Here is a 13,730-nt window from a genome sequence, read left to right on the forward strand (position 1 = left end):
ACGCCGCAATGACCATGCAGCAGCGCATTGAACAGCAACTGGCGGCCCTGGCGCCGGAACACCTGCAAGTGCTCAACGAAAGCCACATGCACAGTCGTGGTCAGGAGACCCACTACAAGGCAGTGATCGTCAGCGAGCAGTTTGCCGGGTTGAACAGCGTCAAGCGCCACCAGAAGGTGTACGCCACCATGGGTGAGCTGATGGGCGAAATTCACGCCCTGGCCATCCACACCTACACCGCCGAAGAGTGGGCCAAGGTCGGCGTTGCACCGGCCTCGCCTGTGTGTGCGGGCGGCGGGCACTGAAACCTTTCTGTCGTTCTGGTAGAATTCGCAACGCGCCGCTTGTCGGCGCGTTTTTATTTGTCAACCCGGTCCGCCCCTTACGAGGGCAACCACCTGGAGAACCTGCTTCATGTCTCAAGCCATCGTCGTCGCGGCGCTGTACAAGTTCGTCACCCTGGAAGACTACGTCGAGCTGCGTGAGCCGCTGCTCAAGGCCATGCTCGACAACAACGTCAAAGGCACCCTGCTGCTGGCCCACGAGGGCATCAACGGCACCGTGTCGGCCACCCGCGAAGGCATCGATGGCCTGCTGGCCTGGCTGCGCAACGACCCGCGCCTGGTCGATGTCGACCACAAAGAGTCGTACTGCGACGAACAGCCGTTCTACCGCACCAAGGTCAAGCTCAAGAAAGAAATCGTCACCCTCGGCGTGCCAGGCGTAGACCCCAACCAGGCGGTCGGCACCTATGTCGAGCCCAAGGACTGGAACGCCCTGATCAGCGATCCGGAAGTGCTGCTGATCGACACCCGCAACGACTACGAAGTGGCCATTGGTACCTTCAAAGGTGCCATCGACCCCAAGACCGAGACCTTCCGCGAGTTCCCGGAGTACATCAAGGCCAACTTCGACCCGAGCAAGCACAAGAAGGTGGCCATGTTCTGCACCGGCGGCATCCGTTGCGAAAAAGCCTCCAGCTACATGCTCGGTGAAGGCTTCGAGGCGGTCTATCATCTTAAGGGCGGTATCCTAAAATACTTCGAGGAAGTGCCTCAGGAAGAAAGCCTGTGGGACGGCGACTGCTTCGTCTTCGACAACCGCGTCACGGTGCGCCATGACCTGAGCGAAGGCGAGTACGACCAGTGCCACGCCTGCCGCCACCCGATCAATGCAGAGGAGCGCGCGTCCGAGCACTATTCGCCAGGGGTCAGCTGCCCGCATTGCTGGGACACCTTGAGCGAAAAGACCCGGCGCAGTGCCATCGACCGGCAGAAGCAGATCGAGCTGGCCAAGGCTCGCAACCTGCCGCACCCGATCGGTTACAACTACAAAGCCGAGGCTTGATGCATGTCTGCACGCCTGATCTATGTGATGGACCCGATGTGCTCCTGGTGCTGGGGTTTCGCGCCAGTGGCGGCGGCCCTGATCGCCCAGGCGCGTGAGGCCGGTATCGCCACCCGTCTGGTGGTGGGCGGGCTGCGCACGGGTGGCAGTGCGCTGGACAGCTCTACCCGCAAGTACATCCTCGAACACTGGCAGGCGGTGGCCGACGCCACCGGCCAGCCGTTCCGCTTCGAGGGGGCCATGCCCGACGGCTTCGTCTACGACACCGAACCGGCCTGCCGCGCCCTGGTCACGGCCCGCGAGCTGGACGCCGAGCGCGTCTGGCCGCTGCTGGCGCTGATTCAGCGTTCGTTCTACGAGCAGGGCGTGGATGTGACCACCGCGCCGCAGTTGGTCGAGCTGGCCGAACAGGCGGGCTTCGACCGTGCCGTGTTCGCCGAAACCTTCGCCCGTGCCGATACCCGTGCGGCCACTGCGGCCGACTTCAGCTGGGCACAGGACCTGGGTATCGCCGGTTTCCCAACCTTGCTGGCCGAGCGCAACGGCCAACTGGCCCTGCTGACCAACGGCTACCAGCCGCTGGAGCGCCTGCAACCCTTGCTCGGCCGTTGGCTGCAGCAGGCCGCCTGTGCTTGATGTGCCTGGGTCACCCGACCCGGTACCGGGCAAGCCATACACTGCGGCCGATCGACTGAGTTGGGCGGAAATCCGCCGCCTTGCCCTGCACCACAAGCAAAACCTCTGGTCCGCCAACCTCATCGCTGTGCTGGCGGCGTGTTGCAGCGTGCCCATTCCGCTGCTGCTGCCGCTGCTGGTAGATGAAGTGCTGCTGGGCCATGGCGATGCCGCGCTGAAGTGGATGAACCACCTGCTGCCGTCCAGCTGGCAGGTGGCCGCTGGCTACATCGGCCTGATGCTGGCGCTCACCCTGTGCCTGCGCCTGGCGGCGCTGGCGTTCAACGTGATCCAGGCCAAGCTGTTTGCCGGCTTGGCCAAGGACATCGTCTACCGCCTGCGAATTCGCCTTATAGAGCGGCTCAAGCGCATTTCGCTGAAGGAATACGAAAGCCTGGGCAGCGGCACGGTAACCACTCACCTAGTCACCGACCTGGACACCCTCGACAAGTTCGTGGGCGAAACCCTCAGCCGTTTCCTGGTGGCCATGCTGACGTTGACCGGCACGGCGGCAATCCTGATCTGGATGCACTGGCAGCTGGCGTTGCTGATCTTGCTGTTCAACCCGCTGGTGATCTACTTCACCGTGCAGCTGGGCAAGCGCGTCAAACATCTGAAAAAGCTCGAAAACGACAGCACCGCGCGTTTTACCCAGGCGCTGGCGGAAACGCTCGATGCCATCCAGGAAATCCGTGCCGGCAACCGCCAGGGCTACTTCCTGGGCCGCCTTGGCCTGCGTGCCCGCGAAGTGCGCGACTACGCCGTTGATTCACAGTGGAAAAGCGATGCCAGTGGCCGTGCCAGCGGCCTGCTGTTCCAGTTCGGCATCGACATTTTCCGTGCAGCAGCCATGCTCACCGTGCTCTTCTCCGACCTGTCGATCGGCCAGATGCTGGCGGTGTTCAGCTACCTGTGGTTCATGATCGGCCCGGTGGAACAGCTGCTCAACCTGCAATACGCCTACTACGCCGCTGGCGGTGCGCTGAGCCGCCTCAACGAGCTGCTGGCACGTGCTGACGAGCCGCAGTACCCGGCCGCCTGCGACCCGTTCACCGGGCGCGACACGGTGGGCATCGAGGTGCGCGACTTGCGTTTTGCCTATGCCGACGAGCCAGTGCTGGATAACCTGGACCTGTCCATCGCCCCGGGTGAAAAGGTGGCGATTGTCGGTGCCAGTGGTGGCGGCAAAAGCACCTTGGTGCAACTGTTGCTGGGCCTCTATAGCGCCCAGGCCGGTACCATCCGCTTTGGCGGTGCCAGCCTGCAGGAAATCGGCCTGGAAACCCTGCGTGAAAACGTGGCGGTGGTGTTGCAGCACCCGTCACTGTTCAACGACACCGTGCGCGCCAACCTGAACATGGGCCGCGACTGCAGCGACGACGCCTGCTGGCAAGCGCTGCGCATCGCTCAGCTGGATGCCACCATTGCGGCCTTGCCGCAGGGCCTGGACAGTGTGGTGGGGCGTTCCGGCGTGCGCTTGTCCGGCGGCCAGCGTCAGCGCCTGGCCATCGCCCGCATGGTGTTGGCCGAGCCCAAGGTGGTGATTCTCGACGAGGCCACCTCGGCGCTGGACGCTGCCACCGAGTACAACCTGCATCAGGCATTGGCGCGCTTCCTCAGCGGCCGTACCACGCTGATCATCGCCCACCGCCTGTCGGCCGTGAAACAGGCCGACCGGGTGCTGGTATTCGATGGTGGGCATGTGGCCGAAGAGGGTGGCCACCAGCAGCTGATTGCCGAGGGTGGGTTATACGCCAAGCTTTATGGGCACCTGCAGCAAAGCTGACGTTCAAACTGTACAAATCCCCCGATTCCCTGTCATAAAAATCCCCTCCACAACGATGGCAGATGGCCTACGCTGTGCTTGTCTGGGTTGATTTGCGCCTTATCTGCTCTGTGACAGGGAATCCATGAAGGGACATCGCACTCTAGAAGCGCCAAAGTTGCTCGGCATCACCTGGCCCTTCATCGCCGTTGTGGTCTTCCAGGTAGCGTTGGGCAGCCTCAGCCTTTATACGCTGTCGGCCGTGCGCGCCTATGTCGCGGGCGAAAGCCTGTGGTCCAAGGCCCAGAAAGACGCCATTTACTACCTTAACCTGTACGCCGAAACCCGCGACGACAGCACCTATCAGCGCTATCGCCAAGCCATTACCGTGCCGCAGGGTGACCACCAGTTACGCGAGGTGCTCGACCAGCCCAACCCTGATCTGGATGCGGCGCGCCGGGCGGTGCTGAAGGGTGGCAACCACCCCGACGATGTCGAGCGGATCATCCGGTTCTACCGCAATTTCCGCAACATCAGCTATATGCAGACAGCCATCGACTACTGGGACATTGGCGACGATTACTTGGCCAAGCTCGATGTGCTGGCTGGCGAGATGCGCCAGAGCTTTGCCACTGGCCCGCTAGACGCCCAGGCAGTGAGTGCCTGGAAGGCCCGTATCGTCACCATCAACGAGGGTGTCACACCCGCCGCCAAGGCGTTCAGTGATGCGCTGGGTGAAGGCTCGCGCATGCTGTTGCGGGTGCTGCTGATCACCAACCTGCTGACGGCCATGTTCCTGATTACCATCGCCTGGCGCCGCTCCAGCAAGCTGCTGGCCCAACGGCAAGCCTTCGCCAGTGCCCTGCAGGAGGAAAAGGAGCGGGCACAGATCACCCTGCAGGCCATTGGTGATGCGGTGATCACCACCGATGTGGAGGGCAGTATCGGCTACATGAACCCGGCCGCCGAGCAACTGACCCATTGGCAGTCTGGTCAGGCTCAGGGCCTGCCGTTGTCAGCGCTGTTCAGCCTGGTAGACGAGCAGGCTGAAGAAGATGGCAGCAGCCTGGTCGAGCAGGTGCTTAGCGGTAGCCTCAAAGGCGGCGCGGAGCATGCCCGGCTGATTCAGCGCCTGGATGGCAGCACCGTGTCGATCAACCTGGTAGGCTCGCCCATCGTCAGCGATGGCCAGGTCAGCGGCATCGTACTGGTACTGCATGACATGACCCAGGAACGCCAGTACATCGCCAACCTGTCCTGGCAGGCCACCCACGATGCCCTGACCGGCCTGGCCAACCGCCGCGAGTTCGAGTACCGCCTGGAGCAGGCGCTCAATGACCTGGCGCGCCAGGGTGGGCGGCATTCGCTGATGTTCCTTGACCTCGACCAGTTCAAGCTGGTGAACGACACCTGCGGCCACGCCGCCGGTGACGAGCTGCTGCGGCACATCTGCGCCGTGCTGCAATCCGGCCTGCGTGAAGGCGATACCCTGGCGCGGCTGGGGGGGGACGAATTTGGCGTACTGCTGGAAAACTGCCCGCCCGACCAGGCCGAGCGCATTGCCGAACAGTTACGCCAGATGGTGCAGAGCCTGCATTTCGTGTGGAAGGGGCGGCCGTTCGTCACCACGGTCAGTGTTGGCCTGGTGCATATGGCCCAGGCCCCCGGTACCCTCGAAACCTCGCTGCGCGCTGCCGACATGGCCTGCTACATGGCCAAGGAAAAGGGGCGCAATCGCGTGCAGGTGTACCACGCCGATGACAGCGAGCTGTCCATGCGCTTTGGTGAAATGGCGTGGATCCAGCGCTTGCATGTGGCCCTGGAAGAAAACCGCTTCTGCCTGTACGCCCAGGAAATTGCCCCGCTGAAAACGTTCGAAGGCCCTGGCCATATCGAAATCCTGCTGCGCCTGTACGACGAAAGTGGTCGTACCATTCTGCCCAGCAGCTTCATTCCGGCAGCCGAGCGCTATGGCCTGATGACCGCGCTGGACCGCTGGGTGGTGCGCAATGTGTTCCAGGTCATCCGCCAATGCCTGGACGAAGGGCGTGAAGGGCCGCTGTCGATCTGCGCGATCAACCTCTCAGGGTCGAGCATCGGCGATGACAAGTTTCTCGAGTACCTGCAGCGGCTGTTTGTCGAATACGCCATCCCGCCACGGATGATCTGTTTCGAAATCACCGAAACCAGCGCCATTGCAAACCTGGGTAGCGCCATCCGCTTCATCAACGAGTTGAAGGGGCTGGGCTGCCGCTTCTCGCTCGATGATTTTTGCGCTGGCATGTCTTCGTTCGCCTACCTCAAGCATTTGCCCGTGGATTTCCTGAAAATTGACGGCAGTTTCGTCAAGGACATGCTCGACGACCCGGTCAACCGAGCCATGGTCGAGGTCATCAACCATATCGGCCATGTCATGGGGAAACGCACCATCGCCGAGTTCGTCGAAACACCCTTGATCGAGCAGGCCCTACAGGAAATAGGCGTGGATTACGCCCAGGGTTACCTGATCGAACGCCCTCAGGTGTTCACCTGTGACAGTCTGCAGCGCCAACGGATCGCCGCCCGGCCTCTGTTGCAGCGCGCACCTGGCACGTTTCGCTAGCTAGAAATCACAAGGATCAAGGAGCTGAAAGTGATTGATGCATTCGTTCGTATCGGGCCTTTGATGGACCCCGCCAGCTACCCCCAGTGGGCCCAGCAACTGATTGAAGACTGTCGCGAAAGCAAGCGCCGGGTGGTCGAGCATGAGTTCTATGCGCGCCTGCGCGATGGCCAGCTCAAGCAGTCGACCATTCGCCAGTACCTGATCGGTGGCTGGCCGGTGGTGGAGCAGTTTTCACTGTACATGGCCCACAACCTGACCAAGACCCGTTATGGGCGGCACCAGGGCGAAGACATGGCGCGGCGCTGGTTGATGCGCAATATCCGGGTTGAGCTGAACCACGCCGACTACTGGGTGAACTGGTGTCAGGCGCATGGCGTACACCTGCATGAGTTGCAGGCCCAGGAAGTGCCGCCCGAGCTGAACGGGTTGAACGACTGGTGCTGGCGCGTGTGCGCTACCGAGAACCTGGCCATTTCCATGGCGGCGACCAACTACGCCATCGAAGGGGCTACCGGGGAGTGGTCGGCGGTGGTGTGCTCGACCGACACCTATGCACTGGGCTTCCCGGAGGACCAGCGCAAGCGGGCGATGAAGTGGCTGAAGATGCATGCCCAGTATGACGATGCGCACCCGTGGGAGGCGCTGGAGATCATCTGTACCCTGGCGGGCGAGAACCCGACGCTGGGGCTGCGCACCGAGCTGCGCAGGGCGATTTGCAAGAGTTACGACTGCATGTTCCTGTTTTTGGAGCGGTGCATGCAGCTGGAAGGGCGCCAGCAGGGCCGCCTGCGGCCGGCGTTGGCAGCGGGCTGATCTGATCTGCTGTCCCGGCCTCTTCGCGGGTAAACCCGCGAAGAGGCCGGGACAGGTTTATTGGGCGTTGAACGCCTGCCCATTTACCCCGGTGCTGTCCGGCCCCATCAGGTACAGGTACACCGGCATGATCTCTTCGGGCAGCGGGTTGTTCTGCGGGTTCTCGCTGGGGTAGGCCTGGGCGCGCATCGCCGTGCGCGTGGCGCCCGGGTTGATGCTGTTGGAACGCACCGGTGCCACGCCTTCCAGCTCGTCAGCCAGGGTCTGCATCAGCCCCTCGGTGGCGAACTTCGACACGCCATAGGCGCCCCAGTAGGCCCGCCCCTTGCGCCCGACGCTGCTGCTGGTGAACACCACCGAGGCGTCTTGCGACAGTTTCAAAAGCGGCAGCAGGGTGCTGGTGAGCATGAAGGTGGCATCGACGTTGATGTGCATCACGCGCATGAAGTTGTCGCCCGACAACTGCTCCAGCGGCGTGCGTGGGCCAATGATCGAGGCATTGTTCAGCAGGCCGTCCAGGCGGCCAAACTGATCCTCGATCATCACCGCCAGCTCGTCGTACTGGTGGGGCAGGGCGGTTTCCAGATTGAACGGGATGACCACCGGTTGCGGATGCCCGGCGGCCTCGATCTGGTCGTAGACCTCGTTCAGGTTGGCCTCGGTCTTGCCCAGCAGCAGCACGGTGGCGCCCAGTGCGGCGTAGGCCTTGGCGGCAGCGGCACCGATGCCGCGGCCGGCACCGGTAACCAGGATGACCCGGCCTTGCAGCAGGTCGGGGCGGGCGGTGTAGTCGAACATGGTAGGTCCTTCGTGTTCGTTGGCGGGGTTCAGCAGCCGCACAGCGCGCTGTCGATCACTTTGCGCAGTTCCAGCGGGTGGTCCACCACCACGTCGGCACCCCAGTTGTTAGGGTTGTCCTCTGGATGAATATAGCCGTAACGCACCGCCGCCGTGCGGGTGCCGGCGTCGCGGCCAGACTCGATGTCGCGCAGGTCGTCACCGACGAACAGCACGCTGGCCGGGTCCAGGTCCAGGGTCTTGCAGGCCAGGATCAGCGGCTCGGGGTCGGGCTTGCTGTTTTTCACATGGTCCGGGCAGATCAGCAAGGCCGAACGCTCGGCCAGGCCCAGCTGCTGCATGATCGGCTCGGCGAAACGCACCGGCTTGTTGGTGACCACGCCCCACACCAGGTTGCCTTTCTCGATGTCGGCCAGCAACTCGGCCATGCCGTCGAACAGCTTGCTGTGCACCGCGCAGTCGCGCTGGTAGCGCTCCAGGAACTCCAGGCGCAGGGCCTCGAAGCCTTCGGCTTCCGGGTCCATGGCAAACGTGGCGGCTACCATGGCGCGGGCGCCGCCCGAAATCACGCCACGGATCAGGTTGTCGTCAACGGCCGGCAGGCCGCGCTCGGCGAGCATGGCCTGGCAAATGGCGATGAAGTCTGGCGCCGTGTCTAGCAAGGTGCCGTCCATGTCGAAGAGTACTGCTCGCAAACGCATGCTCATTCCTCGCGCAGGGTCTGGATCATGTAGTTGACGTCGACGTCGCTGTTGAGCTTGTAGTGCTTGGTCAGCGGGTTGTAGGTCAGGCCGATGATGTCTTTGACTTCGAGGCCGGCAGCGCGGCTCCACGCGCCCAGTTCGGATGGGCGGATGAACTTCTTGAAGTCGTGGGTGCCGCGCGGCAGCATCTTAAGGATGTACTCGGCGCCGACGATGGCCAGCAGGTAGGCCTTGGGGTTGCGGTTGATGGTGGAGAAGAACACCTGGCCACCCGGCTTGACCATGCGGTAGCAGGCGCGAATCACCGAAGACGGGTCGGGCACGTGCTCGAGCATTTCCAGGCAGGTCACCACGTCGAACTGTTCGGGCATTTCTTCGGCCAGGGCTTCGGCGGTAATCTGCCGGTATTCCACCTGCACGCCGGACTCCAGCTGGTGCAGTTGGGCCACGGCCAAGGGGGCTTCGCCCATGTCGATACCGGTCACCGTGGCACCACGCAGGGCCATGGCTTCGCTGAGGATGCCGCCGCCGCAGCCGACGTCCAGCACCTTCTTGCCGGCCAGGCTGGCGCGTTCGTCGATCCAGTTGACGCGCAGCGGGTTGATTTCGTGCAGCGGCTTGAACTCGCTTTCGCGGTCCCACCAGCGGTGGGCCAGCGCTTCGAACTTGGCGATTTCGGCGCGATCGACGTTGCTCATTGAACAGTCCTCTGAAACTTCGCAAAATTGCGCCGGAGTATACCCGAGCGCTCGGCCCCGAGGGTCGCTATAATCGCCGGCTTTTGATATCCGAACGACGGGGAGAGGCGATGCGCGAGCGACTTTTGGCGGCGGAGAAGGTGACCGGGATCCGCTGGCAGGGCGGCGTCTTGCACCTGCTCGACCAGCGCCTGCTGCCCTCGGATGAACGCTGGCTGGCCTGCGACAATGTCGCGCAGGTGGCGGCGGCGATCCGTGACATGGCGGTGCGCGGGGCCTCGGCCATCGGCATTGCCGCCGCTTACGGCCTGGTGCTGGCCCTTGAAGAGCGGCTGGCCGAAGGTGGCGATTGGGAAATGGACCTTGAAGAGGACTTCCTCTGCCTCGCCGAGGCGCGTCCCACCGCAGCCAACCTGTTCTGGGCGCTGAACCGCATGCGCGAGCGCCTGCAGCGTCTGCGCCCGGATGAAGATGTGCTGGCAGCACTGGAGGCCGAAGCCGTGGCCATCCATGAAAGCGACCGTGAAGCCAACCTGACCATGGCCCAGCAAGGCATCGAGCTGATTCGTCGTCACCAGGGCAATGCCCAGACCCTGCTCACCTACGGCAATGCCGGTGCGCTGGCCAGCGGCGGCTTTGGTACCGCGTTGGGGGTGATCCGCGCCGGCTACCTCGAAGGCATGGTCGAGCGGGTGTATGCCGGCGAAACCCGCCCCTGGCTGCAAGGCTCGCGCCTGACCGCCTGGGAGCTGGCCAACGAAGGCATCCCGGTCACCCTGTGCGCCGACTCGGCGCTCGCCCACCTGATGAAGACCAAAGGCATCACCTGGGTGGTGGTGGGCGCGGATTGCATCGCTGCCAACGGCGACGTGGCCAGCAAGATCGGCACCTACCAGCTGGCGGTCAGCGCCATGCACCACGGTGTGCGCTTCATGGTGGTGGCGCCGAGCACCAGCATCGACCTGAACCTGGCCACTGGCGAGGATATTTCGCTGGAAGAGCGCGCGGCCGACGAACTGCTGGACATTGCCGGGACCCGGGTGGCGCCGGATGTGGAGGTATTCAACCCGGTGTTCGACGTGACCCCGGCCGACCTGATCGACGTGATTGTGACCGAGCGAGGCATTGTCGAGCGCCCGGATACCGCCAAACTGGCGCAGTTGATGTGCCGCAAGCGGTTGCACTGAGGGCGTAGGGCGGCAGAGGATTCACGGCAAGCACACCCGTGCCACATCTCCCCACCGCCCCCGCCTTTGTGATAACATCCGGCAGTTTCCAGGACCGCCCATCACGGCGGCCTTCATTGCGCAGATCCATGGCACAACTCATTGATTTGTCGTAAGTCGTCGCACCCTTATGCGCTGCGGCGGCGAGCTTCGTTCGGCCCTTGATGGAGCTGCGAAGTTTCACCAGAAAAAGGAATCAGGCTTCTCATGGGCGAACTGGCCAAAGAAATCCTCCCGGTCAATATCGAAGACGAACTGAGACAGTCTTACCTCGACTACGCGATGAGCGTGATTGTCGGGCGAGCGCTGCCCGATGCGCGTGACGGCTTGAAGCCCGTGCATCGTCGCGTTCTCTATGCGATGAGCGAACTGGGCAACGACTGGAACAAGCCGTACAAGAAATCCGCCCGTGTGGTCGGTGACGTGATCGGTAAGTACCACCCGCACGGCGACACTGCGGTCTACGACACCATCGTGCGTATGGCCCAGCCGTTCTCGCTGCGCTATCTGCTGGTCGACGGCCAGGGCAACTTCGGTTCGGTGGACGGCGACAACGCCGCAGCCATGCGATACACCGAAGTGCGCATGACCAAGCTGGCCCACGAGCTGCTGGCCGACCTGCACAAAGAAACCGTCGACTGGGTGCCCAACTACGACGGCACCGAGCAGATCCCGGCGGTCATGCCGACCCGTATTCCCAACCTGCTGGTCAACGGTTCTAGCGGTATCGCCGTGGGCATGGCGACCAACATCCCGCCGCACAACCTCGGTGAAGTCATCGACGGCTGCCTGGCGCTGATCGACAACCCGGAAGTCACCATCGATGAGCTGATGCAGCACATCCCGGGCCCGGATTTCCCGACTGCGGGCATCATCAATGGTCGCCAAGGCATCATCGAGGCCTATCGTACCGGCCGTGGCCGCATCTACATGCGTGCCCGTTCCGAAATCGAAGACATCGACAAGGTCGGCGGCCGCCAGCAGATCGTCGTGACCGAGTTGCCGTACCAGCTGAACAAGGCGCGTCTGATCGAAAAGATCGCCGAGCTGGTAAAAGAGAAGAAGATCGAAGGCATCACCGAGCTGCGCGACGAGTCCGACAAGGACGGCATGCGCATCGTCATCGAGCTGCGTCGCGGCGAGGTGCCGGAGGTGGTGCTCAACAACCTCTATCAGCAAACCCAGCTGCAGAGTGTGTTCGGTATCAACGTGGTGGCCCTGGTCGACGGCCGTCCGCGCCTGCTCAACCTCAAGGACCTGCTCGAAGCGTTCGTCCGTCACCGCCGTGAAGTGGTGACCCGCCGTACCGTGTTCGAGCTGCGCAAGGCCCGCGAACGCGGCCACATCCTTGAAGGCCAGGCGGTCGCGCTGTCCAACATCGACCCGGTCATCGCCCTGATCAAGGCCTCGCCGACGCCGTCCGAAGCCAAGGAAGCCCTGGTTTCCACGCCGTGGGAATCCAGTGCCGTGCAGGTCATGGTCGAGCGCGCCGGCGCCGATTCCTGCCGCCCTGAAGACCTGCCAGAGCAATACGGCCTGCATGACGGCAAGTATTTCCTGTCGCCAGAGCAGGCTCAGGCCATTCTCGACCTGCGCCTGCACCGCCTGACCGGCCTGGAGCACGAGAAGCTGCTGGCCGAGTACCAGGAAATCCTCGAGCAGATCGGCGAGCTGATCCGCATCCTCAGCAGCGCCGAGCGCCTGATGGAAGTGATCCGCGAAGAGCTGGAAGCCATCCGTGCCGAATACGGCGATGCCCGACGTACCGAAATTCTCGATGCGCGCCACGACCTCAGCTACGGCGACATGATCCCGGAAGAAGAGCGTGTGGTCACCATCTCCCACGGCGGCTACGCCAAGACCCAGCCGCTGTCCGCCTACCAGGCCCAGCGCCGTGGCGGCAAAGGCAAGTCGGCTACCGGGGTGAAGGACGAGGACTACATCGAGCACCTGCTGGTTGCCAACAGCCACGCTACCTTGTTGCTGTTCTCCAGCAAGGGCAAGGTGTACTGGCTGAAAACCTACGACATCCCTGAAGCGTCCCGCGCTGCTCGCGGTCGCCCGCTGGTCAACCTGCTGCCGCTGGAGGAGGGTGAGCGCATCACTGCCATGCTGCAGATCGACCTTGAGGCCCTGCAGCAGAGCGCTGGCGCCGAAGAAGAGCTGGACGAGGCGGAAGATGCCGTGCTCGAAGGCGAAGTGGTCGAGGCCGAGGAAGTCGACGAAGAAGACGGCGATACCCCTGAGTGGGTGGCCGAGCCGACTGGCGCCTACATCTTCATGGCCACCGCTTCGGGGACCGTGAAGAAGACCCCGCTGGTGCAGTTCGCCCGTCCGCGCTCCAACGGCCTGATTGCCCTCAAGCTGAAAGAAGGTGACACCCTGATCGCTGCCGCCATTACTGACGGCGCCAAGGAAGTCATGATGTTCTCCGACGCCGGTAAGGTGATCCGCTTCGCTGAAAGCGTGGTGCGCGAAATGGGCCGTAACGCCCGTGGCGTACGCGGCATGAAGCTGGGCAAGGGGCAGCAGATCATTTCCATGTTGATCCCGGAATCGGGTGCGCAGATCCTGACTGCCTCCGAGCGTGGCTTCGGCAAACGCACCCCGCTGTCCAAGTTCCCGCGTCGCGGCCGCGGTGGCCAGGGTGTGATCGCCATGGGGACCAAAGGGCGCAACGGTCTGCTGATCGGCGCTATCCAGGTGCAGGAAGGCGAAGAGATCATGCTGATCTCCGACCAGGGTACGCTGGTGCGTACACGGGTGGGTGAGGTGTCCAGCTTGGGCCGTAACACCCAGGGCGTGACCTTGATCAAGCTGGCTACCGACGAGACGCTGGTTGGCCTGGAGCGTATCCAGGAGCCTTCCGAGGACGAACTCGACGATGTGATCGAGACGGACGAAGAGGGTGTCGAGGCTGAGGCGCCAGACAACGAAGAAGCTGCTGGCGCCGAAGAGGCCCCGCAGGAGTAAGCAAGCGTAAACCCGAGCGGGGCGACCAAGGTCGCCCCGTTTGACTGTGTAGGCGCGGGCTTGCCTGTGATCCTGCATGGGTAGCGGTCACTGAATTACGAATTTGTACTATTTGGCAGAGCGAGA

Annotated in this window: 11 protein-coding genes; 8 read left to right on the top strand and 3 right to left on the bottom strand. The window is 63.1% G+C overall.

The genetic code is table 11. From position 1 onward, the window contains the following. Positions 1 to 8 precede the first annotated feature (8 nt). The 6 genes from PM2_RS09855 (at position 9) to PM2_RS09880 (ending at position 7,205) form a co-directional block, all read left to right on the top strand. Complete coding sequence (locus PM2_RS09855) at positions 9 to 305, top strand: BolA family protein (protein WP_016715010.1); 297 nt, start codon at positions 9 to 11, stop codon at positions 303 to 305. 109 nt (positions 306 to 414) lie between these two features. Beyond that, positions 415 to 1,347 carry an oxygen-dependent tRNA uridine(34) hydroxylase TrhO gene (gene trhO, locus PM2_RS09860; protein ID WP_016715011.1) on the top strand — a complete coding sequence of 311 codons (933 nt, stop codon included), beginning with the start codon at positions 415 to 417 and terminating at the stop codon, positions 1,345 to 1,347. 3 nt (positions 1,348 to 1,350) lie between these two features. Beyond that, complete coding sequence (locus tag PM2_RS09865) at positions 1,351 to 1,983, top strand: DsbA family protein (RefSeq protein WP_016715012.1); 633 nt, start codon at positions 1,351 to 1,353, stop codon at positions 1,981 to 1,983. Beyond that, positions 1,976 to 3,808 carry an ABC transporter ATP-binding protein gene (locus PM2_RS09870; protein ID WP_016715013.1) on the top strand — a complete coding sequence of 611 codons (1,833 nt, stop codon included), beginning with the start codon at positions 1,976 to 1,978 and terminating at the stop codon, positions 3,806 to 3,808. Before PM2_RS09865 ends, PM2_RS09870 begins: the two co-directional genes overlap by 8 nt. Positions 3,809 to 3,932: 124 nt before the next feature. Further along, entirely contained in the window at positions 3,933 to 6,389 is a 2,457-nt protein-coding gene (locus PM2_RS09875; RefSeq protein WP_028698677.1) for an EAL domain-containing protein, read from the top strand. A 30-nt stretch (positions 6,390 to 6,419) separates the two neighbouring features. After that, entirely contained in the window at positions 6,420 to 7,205 is a 786-nt protein-coding gene (locus PM2_RS09880; RefSeq protein WP_016715014.1) for an iron-containing redox enzyme family protein, read from the top strand. Positions 7,206 to 7,262: 57 nt separating this feature from the next. On the opposite strand, the gene PM2_RS09885 is transcribed toward PM2_RS09880, so the two are convergent. Genes PM2_RS09885 through ubiG form a run of 3 tightly spaced genes read right to left on the bottom strand, consistent with a single transcriptional unit; the run spans position 7,263 to position 9,405 of the window. After that, positions 7,263 to 8,003, bottom strand: a complete 741-nt coding sequence (locus PM2_RS09885; protein WP_020371284.1) for a YciK family oxidoreductase — start codon at positions 8,001 to 8,003, stop codon at positions 7,263 to 7,265. A 29-nt stretch (positions 8,004 to 8,032) separates the two neighbouring features. Beyond that, the gene (gene mupP / locus PM2_RS09890; protein ID WP_016715016.1) at positions 8,033 to 8,704 is read right to left on the bottom strand and encodes an N-acetylmuramic acid 6-phosphate phosphatase MupP; all 672 of its coding nucleotides are present in this window, start codon (positions 8,702 to 8,704) and stop codon (positions 8,033 to 8,035) included. Positions 8,705 to 8,706: 2 nt separating this feature from the next. Beyond that, on the bottom strand, positions 8,707 to 9,405 hold the full coding sequence (gene ubiG, locus PM2_RS09895) for a bifunctional 2-polyprenyl-6-hydroxyphenol methylase/3-demethylubiquinol 3-O-methyltransferase UbiG (RefSeq protein ID WP_016715017.1): 699 nt from the start codon (positions 9,403 to 9,405) through the stop codon (positions 8,707 to 8,709). 110 nt (positions 9,406 to 9,515) lie between these two features. On the opposite strand from ubiG, the gene mtnA reads away from it, so the two are divergent. Beyond that, positions 9,516 to 10,592: an S-methyl-5-thioribose-1-phosphate isomerase gene (gene mtnA / locus PM2_RS09900; RefSeq protein ID WP_016715018.1), complete on the top strand. Its 1,077-nt coding sequence runs from the start codon at positions 9,516 to 9,518 to the stop codon at positions 10,590 to 10,592. A gap of 246 nt (positions 10,593 to 10,838) precedes the next feature. Continuing rightward, a complete protein-coding gene (gene gyrA, locus PM2_RS09905) occupies positions 10,839 to 13,604 on the top strand; it encodes a DNA gyrase subunit A (RefSeq protein WP_016715019.1) in 2,766 nt (921 codons plus the stop codon). Positions 13,605 to 13,730: the final 126 nt, after the last annotated feature.

The sequence above is a fragment of the Pseudomonas monteilii NBRC 103158 = DSM 14164 genome (assembly GCF_000730605.1).
GTDB classification, from domain to species: Bacteria; Pseudomonadota; Gammaproteobacteria; order Pseudomonadales; family Pseudomonadaceae; genus Aquipseudomonas; species Aquipseudomonas monteilii.

Bases quoted from the DNA above. Each gene is read 5' to 3' on its own strand.
- PM2_RS09855 (WP_016715010.1), top strand. From the start codon at position 9: ATGACCATGCAGCAGCGCATTGAACAGCAACTGGCGGCCCTGGCGCCG.
- ubiG (WP_016715017.1), bottom strand. From the start codon at position 9,405: ATGAGCAACGTCGATCGCGCCGAAATCGCCAAGTTCGAAGCGCTGGCC.
- trhO (WP_016715011.1), top strand. From the start codon at position 415: ATGTCTCAAGCCATCGTCGTCGCGGCGCTGTACAAGTTCGTCACCCTG.
- gyrA (WP_016715019.1), top strand. From the start codon at position 10,839: ATGGGCGAACTGGCCAAAGAAATCCTCCCGGTCAATATCGAAGACGAA.
- mtnA (WP_016715018.1), top strand. From the start codon at position 9,516: ATGCGCGAGCGACTTTTGGCGGCGGAGAAGGTGACCGGGATCCGCTGG.
- PM2_RS09885 (WP_020371284.1), bottom strand. From the start codon at position 8,003: ATGTTCGACTACACCGCCCGCCCCGACCTGCTGCAAGGCCGGGTCATC.
- mupP (WP_016715016.1), bottom strand. From the start codon at position 8,704: ATGCGTTTGCGAGCAGTACTCTTCGACATGGACGGCACCTTGCTAGAC.
- PM2_RS09875 (WP_028698677.1), top strand. From the start codon at position 3,933: ATGAAGGGACATCGCACTCTAGAAGCGCCAAAGTTGCTCGGCATCACC.
- PM2_RS09865 (WP_016715012.1), top strand. From the start codon at position 1,351: ATGTCTGCACGCCTGATCTATGTGATGGACCCGATGTGCTCCTGGTGC.